Origin of the sequence: Limibacillus sp. (genome assembly GCA_037379885.1) — a bacterium.
In the GTDB taxonomy this organism is placed as follows: Bacteria; Pseudomonadota; Alphaproteobacteria; order Kiloniellales; family CECT-8803; genus JARRJC01.
On sequence record JARRJC010000003.1, the window covers coordinates 124,281 to 131,835 of the forward strand.

The window sequence follows — 7,555 nt, forward strand, 5'->3', positions numbered from 1 at the left end:
GGCGCGTCAGTTGGCGGAGGTGTCCAGTGAAGCCTCGCGCTGCAGCGGAGTCTCCAGATTGTAGACCACCTCGGCGCCGCGTGCCTCAAAGGCGATCTTGGACCAGGTCTCTCCCGGCCCGTACCAGAGATCAAGCTTCAGATCGCCGGAGACCCGGAAGCGCTCAGCCTGGATCGGACCGTTGCTGCCCCGGATCGACTCCTTGCCCCGGCTCTCGATCTTCACCTCCATCAACCTGCCCTTCTGGGTATCCAGAAGCTGGGTTTGCTCCACCGTCTTCGGGTTCCAATAGCTGGTCGGAATTATTCCGGCGGGCGCCACGATCCGGCCCGCGTCGCCCTGCACGACAAATCCTTCATCCGTCGCCCTGCCGGTCAGCTTGTATTCATCGCCATTGTCGTTGGTCGTGGTCTCGATGGAGACCAACTTTCCGTCGCGCCAGACCTCGTGATTGCGGTGGCTGTAGCGGAACACCGTCATGAAGGCGAGCTTCACGGCCAGCTCGATTTCGACCGTCACATGCAGGTCCTCTCCCTCCTGACGGAAGGAGACCTCGTGACGGCCGATATCGCTGTCGCTGCGCATTACCTGGAACGCGAGAGACCCGGTCGAGGGGATGGCCGCCCACAGCGGGGCGGCGGCGACCAGGGCGCAGAGCGTCAGGGCGGCGGCAAGCGTTTTCATGCCTTTAGACTTCATCATCAAAAAAACCTCTCCGACATTGCTACGTAGGAGAGGTTCCTTTGGATCACAAGGTTTTGGAATTTCGCCGGTTTTTCACTGGCCGGGGGTCATCCGCGCCGCTTGCAGTGGCCGTTGATGTAGGCGCCCCCTTCCATGGAAAGGCTGTCATGCACCACATCGCCTTCCATGCGCGCACTGGATGTGAAGTTGACCGAGCCGGCATCGACCTGACCCTTCACCGAGCCTTGGACCTCGACACGGTCGGCCTTGATGCCGCCGACCAGCTTGGCCGAGCGCCCGACGGTGACGCTGGCGGCGTTCACGTCGCCTTCCACCTCACCTTCGATTTGAAGATCGCCTTTGCTGATCAGGTTGCCGACGACCTTGAGGTCGCCGCCGATCACGGAACGCCCGCCGGAGGCGGGTCGGCTTTGCATTTCGCGGGGCGCGGTGGGGCTGCTCTGCGGGGATGCGGCCTCAGGGCTGGTGCCGGAATCTTCCGGTTTCGTCGGTTTGAACATTTCCAATCGCTCCTCTCCTAAGCTTCGATGACATCAATCGGTATGGGATCAACCCTGCCCGCCAGGTGTTTTCTTGTTGGGTCGCCAGGGCCTCAGGCCGCGTACCTGAGCGCCGGACTCGACGACCATTTCGTGATGGTGGAGCGTTCCGTCGACCTCCGCGCTGGACTCGACAAGCACAATGTCGGCATCGCTGCGGCCCACGAAGGTCCCGGCAATGCGAAAACGCGTGGCGTCCACCTCGCCCTCCAGGTAGGCGCCGGGCGCGAGGTACAGGTCCTCCACCCTGACATTGCCGAAGACCTGCCCGTGGATCGCCAGGCTGCCCCGGCCCAGAAGGTCGCCCTCGATCACCAGGGTCTCGTGCACGACGGAATGAGTTGGCGGGGACGATGACCCTGCCCGCTCCCTCGCGCGCCACCATTTTTCCTTGGATTCGACCAACGCTTCCCCTGAGACCTTCGCGCCCGGCAAATGGAACTTGAAATTCTGCGGACGCATTGTGGCAAAGGCGGGGCGGCGCTGAAAGCCCTCGTTGGCGTATAACGCTCAGAGATCTTCTTCGCGCCGTAAAATCATCGTGACATTCGCCAGATATTTCCACGGCCAGACCCCGCCCAGGCTCGGAAGGGGGCGCAGCCCGAAGCGTCGCTCGTAGAAACCGACGGTCTTGCTGAAGTCCGCGACCAGGCCCTGCCGCAGGGCCAGGGCGCGAAGCTCCCGCAGGCTCCGGTAGTTGGTCAGGGTCTTCAGGTAGCGGGCCAGGTCGCCGGCGGCCCCGCCGCCAGCGCTTTCGGGGCGCGCCGCCTTCCCAAAACCCAGCCGGCCCGCCCCGGCAATATAGCGCCGCAAGACCCCTTCGTTCGCGATGCGGTGCGCAAGAGGCAGGTTCACATGAAAGTCGAAAAGCACCTCGCGCGCGGGAAACACATGAAGGCCGATGCCGCGCGCAGCCAGCACGCGCCGGTGATTGGCGAAGAAGTGCTCGTGGTCGCGGACGTGCTCGATCACCTGGTTGGAAATCACCGCCTGCATCTCCTCAAAGGGCCAGGGCGCCTGCTCGTCGATGAGCCGCAGGCGCGACGGATCGTCCCGGAGCCCAGGAAGCCGGGCGTGGCAGCGATCGAAGAAGGCGGCGTCCTGAAGGCCGAAGTTCTCCAGATCGAAACCGTAAACCTCGTAGCCTCGCGCCTTCAACTGGACCAGAAGCGACCCGTCCCCGCAGCCTGCCTCCAGAACGCGGGAGGGTACGGAGCGAAGGTCTTCCAGTACTGACAGCAAATGCTTTTGCGCGGTCGACATGCACGGCACTTTCCCGTCCGCTGCCGCGTCGCGCAAGCGCATTGCAGCCGAGGAGCCTTTGCATCCGGCGTCGAACCCCCCATCTTTTCAACCATGACCCCGCCGAGCGAAGGCTATAAGAAAGTGATGAACGCCAGCGGCTACCTGCGCTGGCCGCTCGGGCTCACCCTGATCGTTGGGGGAGTCTTCGGGTTTCTGCCGGTCCTGGGGTTCTGGATGATCCCGCTCGGCATCGTGATCTGCTTTTCCCATCTGCCGGCGGTGCGGCGCTGGACCAACCGCCAGCGGCGGCGTTTGCGCGACCTCTTCCGCAAGGCGGCAGGCGCATGAGTTTCTTTTTTCAACCCATAGGCCCTTCTTTCACGCTGGCAGCTTCGCAGGCGGCAGGATAGGCTCGCGCGGGCGTCGGGCGGCAGTGAGCCGCCTTAGCGCAATAGAGAACGCAGGATCACTCGGGATTTCATGAGCACGGCCAGCACACCGGACGGAAAAACCGGCACCTTTCCAATTTTCTGGCCGCTCTCCGCCTTTGGCGCCGTCCTTCTATCCGCGGGGCTTCTGACGGTCGGGTTGGCGGCACGGCCGCCGATGGCCGTGGTGGAGACCAGACTCCTCTCCGTCGCCTGGGAGATGTGGCGCGACGGCAGCTTTCTGATCCCGCAACTGAACGGCGAGGCCTATCTCCAGAAACCGCCCCTGCTGGCCTGGCTGATCCACCTGGTCTGGAGCGTAACAGGCGTCAGTGAACTGGCCGCGCGGCTGGTCGCGCCCGCCTTCGGTTTGCTCTCCATCCTGCTGGTCGCCCCGCTGGCCCGCCTGCTCTGGCCGGAACGGCATGCCCCCGCCCTGCTCGCGCCCTGGATCCTGGCGACGACCATGCTGTTCGCGAGCCTGTCGTCCCTCACCATGTACGATGCGCCGCTGACGGCCATGACCCTGCTGGCCCTGATCTTCGCGCTGCGCGCCAGAGGATCGGAGGGAATCCTGAACTGGCTTCTCATGGGTCTGGCGCTGGGCGCGGCCTTCCTCTTCAAGGGGCCCGCCATCGTCATACACGTGGCGCCTTTGGTCCTCTGCCTGCCGTTCCTGGCCGAAGGGAACAGACGCCCGGAATGGCGGCGCTGGTACCGGGGGCTCTTGATCGCCGGCGCCAGCGGCGCCGCCGTGGCCCTCTGCTGGCTGGTCCCGGCCACGGTCGCGGCAGGGCTGCCTTTCCTGGAGAGCTTCTTCTGGAACCTGGGCGCGGGCCGCGTGGTCGAGTCGATAGACCACCAGGCGCCCTTCTGGTTCTTCGCGGCCCTGATCCCGGTCTTCCTGTGGCCGTGGGGCTGGTACTTGCCGGTCTGGCCGTCGCTGTTTCGGGACCGTCCCTGGGCCGACGAGGGACTGCGCTTCTGTCTCTTTTGGATCGCTTCGGCCTTCCTGATCCACAGCGCGCTGAGCGGTAAGCAACTGCACTACCTGCTGCCGGAGCTGCCTGCGCTCGCTCTCGTCTTCGCGCGGGTCTGGCCCTGGGGCACGCAAGCCTCGCGCTACTGGAGGCTGCTGACGGCTCTTCCCGTGGCGCTGAGCGTTTTCGCCGGACTGATCTTCGCGACCGGGTGGTTACCCTTTGAGAAAGCGGACCCCTTCCTGCCCTCCTTCACCAACGTCGCCATCGCCGCGGGACTCACCGGCCTGCTGTTCCTGCTGCTCGCGCTGATCCGCTATTCGGCCATCGCCCTCGTTCTTGTGGCGCCGGTCGCGCTGGTGGTGGTGCACCTCTTGGCGGGCGACCTTCTGCGGAGCTACGGAAACCAGGAGATCGCGCGCTTCATCGCCCAGCATGAGGAGGCCGGGATCGCCTATCGCGGCGTCGAGTATCATGGCGAGTTCACCTTCACGGGACGCCTCACCCGGCCGCTGGAGGTCTTCTGGCATCCCCAGCACATGCGCCAGTGGGCGCAAAGGCACCCAGGCGCGGTCATCATCTCAAAGGAAGGACGCGAAGGGCCGGGTTACGATCCGGTTCTGGAATCGCTCTTCCGAGGCACCACCTACCGGGTCTGGATCGTCCCGGAGAAGCAAAAGAAGACCGGCGGCGACAAGGCTGGCGGAACGAAGCAGCAGGTTCAGTGAAGCGGCAAGCTATCTAGCCGATGAGGTGCATCTGCGGGTCGGCGATGGCCTCAAAGGCGGGGCGGCTCTGCAAGTCCCCATAGTAGCGCTCGATGTTCGGAAAAGACGGGGCATCGGCCTTCAGCAGGTACCAACGGTGCACGCGGATGGTCATGGGAATGTCGCCCATGCTCCAGTCGTCCGACGCGATGTAGCGGGTGCGGCCAAGCTGATCGTCGACGATCTTCCAGGCGGAAATCAGCTTCTTGCGCGACTCCTCGACCAGGGCCGGATCGCGCAACTCTTCGGGAAAGCGGATGGTGTGCTTGACGTAGTTGTGCATGGGGCCGATCAGCTCGTTGTTCTCCCAGAGCATCCAGCGGCTGGCCGAAGCGAAGCGCTGAACGCTATCGCCGTAGAACAGCGCCGGGTCATAGGCCATGCCAAGGTACTGGACGATCGCATTCGACTCCCAGAGAACGAAACCGCCGTCGTCGATCGTCGGCACCGTCCCATTCGGGTTCATGGCCCGGTATTCCGGCGTATCCACGACGCCATAGACCTCGTTGCCCTTTTCGATATGGCCCTTGGGGCCCATGGTGGCGCTCGCCAGGGTCAGTTCGTAGTCGAGGCCCAACTCGGCCATCGCCAGCAAGACCTTCTGCGTGCGAGCCGAGGAATGGCGCCCCCAAAGCTTGATCGTCATGGTTCCTGAATCGCTCCCTTGCAAAAAAATCCTTTGAGCGCAGCCAGGCGCTGGCCACGCTTGATCCTCATGGGACCACAGGAATCGACGGCAGGCTACTCGGGCTTGGCCAGGAGGCTCTCGGTCAGCTTCACGATCTTCTCAAGCAAAGCCTCGACCAAGGCCTCCGCCTCGTTTGGTATTCGCGCAAGCGTTAGAAGATCATCACGCGTCAGCTCGGTCGCCTCCACAGCGCCAACCGCCCGCGCATCGGCGAGGTAGGCGCGCCCGGTCAGGGACACTTCGCCGACGATGTCCCCCTCCCCGATCACCACGGTTCGCCCGAGGCCTTCGAGCGCGACTTCGCCGCTCTCGACTATGTAAGCGCCACCATACTCTCCCTTACGGAAAAGATAGGCGCCGTCGTCAATAGAGACCTTGTTCATCGCCGCCCCTCGTACCCCTTCAAATTCGCGTCAACCAAGCGTTAATCACGCAGCTTTAGGATAAGACCGTAGAGGTGAATAGGAAATCAACTCTTCCAAAAAGAGCTTATTCCTGTTCCGGTCAATTTATAATGGTGGGATAAACTGATGGCCGAGATCGAGAGCGAGATTGAAACCAGCGGCGCCGGCAAGGCCGCTTGCAAACCGGTGAATCAGGGGCCAGCGGTGACCCGCTTACCCAAGCCGGCGCATGACTGGCGCCGCTTTTCCAAAACAGTCGAATGCATGAACCGGGCGTATCAAGCCGCTGAGTGACCCGGCGGCCGTCGGTCACGCGTGCGCGCTCTAGACACGTCCGACGATCTTGCGCTTCGCGCCCTTCTTCTCTGCGATCAGACAGAGAAATATTTGAGCCAGGGATGCGCCGTTGATCGCCGTGATCTCTGCATGATCGTAAGCGGGCGCGACTTCGACCACATCCATCCCGACAAAATCGATCGACCCGAGGTTATAGAAGATCTCGAAGGCTTGCGCCGGAGTCAGGCCCCCAGCCACCGGCGTCCCCGTACCCGGAGCATAGGCCGGGTCGAGGCAATCGATATCGAAGGTCAGATAGGCCTTGCTGTCGCCGACCCGGTCCAGGATCGCCTGGATGGTGGCGGCGGTTCCCTCCCGGTGGACCCAGGGGGCGGAGAGGATCTCGAAGCCGTGGTCCTCCTCGTTATAGGTCCGCAGCCCCACCTGCACCGAATGCTCCACATCGATCAGGCCTTCGTTCTTGGCGCGCAGGAACATGCTGCCGTGGTGCAGCTCCTCCGGATCCTCGTCTGGCCAGGTGTCGCAATGCGCATCGAAATGGACCAGCGCGACGGGACCATGCTTCTCGGCGATGGCGCGCAGGATCGGGTAGGTCACGAAATGATCGCCCCCCAGAGACAGAGGCAAGGCGCCTTCAGAGGTGATCAGGCGGATATGATCGGTGATATCGCCCGTCACCGTGCGGGAGAGGTGCGTGTTCAACTCGCAGTCGCCGTAGTCGATGACCTTGAGATAGTCCTTCACCTCGAAGCCGAAGGGGAAAGGTTTCAGCCCCACCATCTGAACCGAACCGGCCCTCACCGCCCGCGGTCCCAGGCGCGCGCCGGGCCGGTAGGTCACGGCGTTGTCGAAAGGGATTCCCGACACCACGACATCCACGCCTTCCAGGTCCCGGCTGTACGGAAAGCGCATGAAGCTGAGGATGCCGGAATAGGTCCTGTAGGCATCGTAGCTCCCGTCCTTCAGCAACGGTGGCGGCGCGGCCTTCTTGTCGGTCATGTCGTGGAACTCCGTGGGATCTGGCAGATGGAAGGGAGAGTATCCGACGCCGCCCCGCAGGGAGAACAAAAAAGCCTCGCGGCATCAGCGCTTGCGTTTCGAGGGGACCAGCCTCTTCAGCAGGTTCTTCGCCCGCCCCGTTCCCCCGGGCCGCTTCATGAAACGGGTCGGATGCTTCTCGCCATCCCAGCCGGAAGGGGCTTCGAGCGTGTAGTAATAGGCGGCGAAGCTGAGTCTGGGGTCGGGTGCTTTTGGGTCGATCGGCCTTACTCCGTGATAGCTCACATCGCTGGTCTCGAAGATCACCAGACGATTGAAACTAGGCTCGATCGTCCGGCGGCAACGCTTGGCGCGATGGTCCCAGAGTTCAAGCTGCCCGCCCCACTCGGAGTCCCAGTCGCGGTTCAGGTAGAGCAGCAGGTTGAGACGTCGATGCCATTGCTTGGGTTCGTTGAAGTTGAAGTCTACATGGACGTCCAGCCGCCCCCCTGGCTTGGTGAGGT

The 7,555-nt window shown here is 63.3% G+C and carries 11 protein-coding genes; 3 read left to right on the forward strand and 8 right to left on the reverse strand.

The features are described from left to right. Nucleotides 1–6: 6 nt before the first annotated feature. The 4 genes from P8X75_02295 to P8X75_02310 form a co-directional block, all read right to left on the reverse strand. Entirely contained in the window at nt 7–702 is a 696-nt protein-coding gene (locus P8X75_02295) for a DUF6134 family protein (protein ID MEJ1994028.1), read from the reverse strand. A gap of 89 nt (nt 703–791) precedes the next feature. Next, nucleotides 792–1,205: a polymer-forming cytoskeletal protein gene (locus P8X75_02300; protein MEJ1994029.1), complete on the reverse strand. Its 414-nt coding sequence runs from the start codon at nt 1,203–1,205 to the stop codon at nt 792–794. 48 nt (nt 1,206–1,253) lie between these two features. Next, entirely contained in the window at nt 1,254–1,574 is a 321-nt protein-coding gene (locus P8X75_02305) for a polymer-forming cytoskeletal protein (GenBank protein MEJ1994030.1), read from the reverse strand. A 180-nt stretch (nt 1,575–1,754) separates the two neighbouring features. Further along, complete coding sequence (locus P8X75_02310; protein MEJ1994031.1) at nt 1,755–2,507, reverse strand: methyltransferase domain-containing protein; 753 nt, start codon at nt 2,505–2,507, stop codon at nt 1,755–1,757. A 126-nt stretch (nt 2,508–2,633) separates the two neighbouring features. Here P8X75_02310 and P8X75_02315 point away from each other — a divergent pair, with 126 nt between their 5' ends. Continuing rightward, nucleotides 2,634–2,837 carry a hypothetical protein gene (locus P8X75_02315; GenBank protein MEJ1994032.1) on the forward strand — a complete coding sequence of 68 codons (204 nt, stop codon included), beginning with the start codon at nt 2,634–2,636 and terminating at the stop codon, nt 2,835–2,837. A gap of 132 nt (nt 2,838–2,969) precedes the next feature. Beyond that, on the forward strand, nt 2,970–4,625 hold the full coding sequence (locus tag P8X75_02320; protein ID MEJ1994033.1) for a glycosyltransferase family 39 protein: 1,656 nt from the start codon (nt 2,970–2,972) through the stop codon (nt 4,623–4,625). Between the two features lie 13 nt (nt 4,626–4,638). Here the strand turns inward: P8X75_02320 and P8X75_02325 are convergent, their stop codons facing one another. Beyond that, complete coding sequence (locus P8X75_02325) at nt 4,639–5,310, reverse strand: glutathione S-transferase family protein (protein MEJ1994034.1); 672 nt, start codon at nt 5,308–5,310, stop codon at nt 4,639–4,641. Nucleotides 5,311–5,405: 95 nt separating this feature from the next. Further along, a complete protein-coding gene (locus P8X75_02330; GenBank protein ID MEJ1994035.1) occupies nt 5,406–5,735 on the reverse strand; it encodes a cyclic nucleotide-binding domain-containing protein in 330 nt (109 codons plus the stop codon). A 147-nt stretch (nt 5,736–5,882) separates the two neighbouring features. Between P8X75_02330 and P8X75_02335 the strand changes: the two genes are divergently transcribed. Continuing rightward, complete coding sequence (locus P8X75_02335; protein ID MEJ1994036.1) at nt 5,883–6,050, forward strand: hypothetical protein; 168 nt, start codon at nt 5,883–5,885, stop codon at nt 6,048–6,050. Nucleotides 6,051–6,080: 30 nt separating this feature from the next. On the opposite strand, the gene speB is transcribed toward P8X75_02335, so the two are convergent. Beyond that, nucleotides 6,081–7,052, reverse strand: a complete 972-nt coding sequence (speB, locus tag P8X75_02340; GenBank protein ID MEJ1994037.1) for an agmatinase — start codon at nt 7,050–7,052, stop codon at nt 6,081–6,083. Nucleotides 7,053–7,136: 84 nt separating this feature from the next. Continuing rightward, the coding region (locus tag P8X75_02345; GenBank protein MEJ1994038.1) for a 2OG-Fe(II) oxygenase at nt 7,137–7,555 on the reverse strand (419 nt) is incomplete at its 5' end.

Coding starts and splice junctions, on each gene's coding strand:
- P8X75_02295 (MEJ1994028.1), bottom strand. CDS start 702: ATGATGAAGTCTAAAGGCATGAAAACGCTTGCCGCCGCCCTGACGCTC.
- P8X75_02335 (MEJ1994036.1), top strand. CDS start 5,883: ATGGCCGAGATCGAGAGCGAGATTGAAACCAGCGGCGCCGGCAAGGCC.
- P8X75_02310 (MEJ1994031.1), bottom strand. CDS start 2,507: ATGTCGACCGCGCAAAAGCATTTGCTGTCAGTACTGGAAGACCTTCGC.
- P8X75_02320 (MEJ1994033.1), top strand. CDS start 2,970: ATGAGCACGGCCAGCACACCGGACGGAAAAACCGGCACCTTTCCAATT.
- P8X75_02300 (MEJ1994029.1), bottom strand. CDS start 1,205: ATGTTCAAACCGACGAAACCGGAAGATTCCGGCACCAGCCCTGAGGCC.
- speB (MEJ1994037.1), bottom strand. CDS start 7,052: ATGACCGACAAGAAGGCCGCGCCGCCACCGTTGCTGAAGGACGGGAGC.
- P8X75_02315 (MEJ1994032.1), top strand. CDS start 2,634: ATGAACGCCAGCGGCTACCTGCGCTGGCCGCTCGGGCTCACCCTGATC.
- P8X75_02325 (MEJ1994034.1), bottom strand. CDS start 5,310: ATGACGATCAAGCTTTGGGGGCGCCATTCCTCGGCTCGCACGCAGAAG.
- P8X75_02330 (MEJ1994035.1), bottom strand. CDS start 5,735: ATGAACAAGGTCTCTATTGACGACGGCGCCTATCTTTTCCGTAAGGGA.